Genomic DNA, 743 nt, shown 5'->3' with positions numbered 1-743 from the left:
TTTCTGCGCTGCGTCGGGCGGCAGCCCGACCAGCTCGATCTTGAGCATCGCCAGTTCGTCCATCAGCTTTCGCGGCAGGTCGAGATATTCGCGCATCGGCACCTGGACGTTTTCCAGCACTGTCAGCGCCGAGAACAACGCGCCGTGCTGGAACAGCACGCCAAGCCGCATGTCGATGCGCAGACGCTCGGCATCATCAGCTTTCTCGACATCGACGCCGAACAGCTTGATCGTACCCGACTGCTTGCGCGTCAGGCCGAGAATGGTGCGCAGCAGAACGGATTTACCAGCACCCGAGGCGCCGACAAATCCAAGGATTTCGCCGCGCCTTATGTCGAGCGACAGTCTGTCGAGGATAAGCTTGTCGGCGAAGGACACGCTGATGTCGTGCGCGGATAGCACGATGTCGCCCTCGCCCGCCTCATCCGCCAATGCGCCCGCCCTTTTCCTGTTTCGCAGCTTCATCTCAGAACTCGATCGCTGCGTAGAACATGGCGAAAAGTCCGTCGAGGATGATGACGACGAAGATCGACTTCACAACCGAAGCGGTAACATGCTGGCCGAGCGATTCGGCGCTGCCGCCGACCTTCATGCCTTCGACCGAGGCAATCGTGCCGATGATCATGGCCATGAACGGCGCCTTGATCAGGCCGGCAAAGATGGTGCTGAGATCGATGGCGACGCGCAACCGGTCGATGAAGGCGGCGGGCGGGATGTCGGAATAGAGCCAGGCAGCCAGTATG

Annotated in this window: 2 protein-coding genes; both read right to left on the bottom strand. The window is 60.6% G+C overall.

Going from position 1 to position 743, the window contains the following annotated elements:
• Window positions 1–465, bottom strand: a 465-nt coding sequence (locus tag EN750_RS37255) for an ATP-binding cassette domain-containing protein (protein WP_127399474.1), incomplete at its 3' end; no start/stop codon positions are given.
• A gap of 1 nt (window position 466) precedes the next feature.
• A partial coding sequence (locus tag EN750_RS37250; protein ID WP_189526818.1) for an ABC transporter permease occupies window positions 467–743 on the bottom strand: 277 nt, incomplete at its 5' end.

The organism is Mesorhizobium sp. M7A.F.Ca.ET.027.03.2.1 (assembly GCF_003999175.1).
Lineage (GTDB): Bacteria > Pseudomonadota > Alphaproteobacteria > Rhizobiales > Rhizobiaceae > Mesorhizobium.
This window is presented reverse-complemented; position numbering and strand designations above follow the sequence as displayed.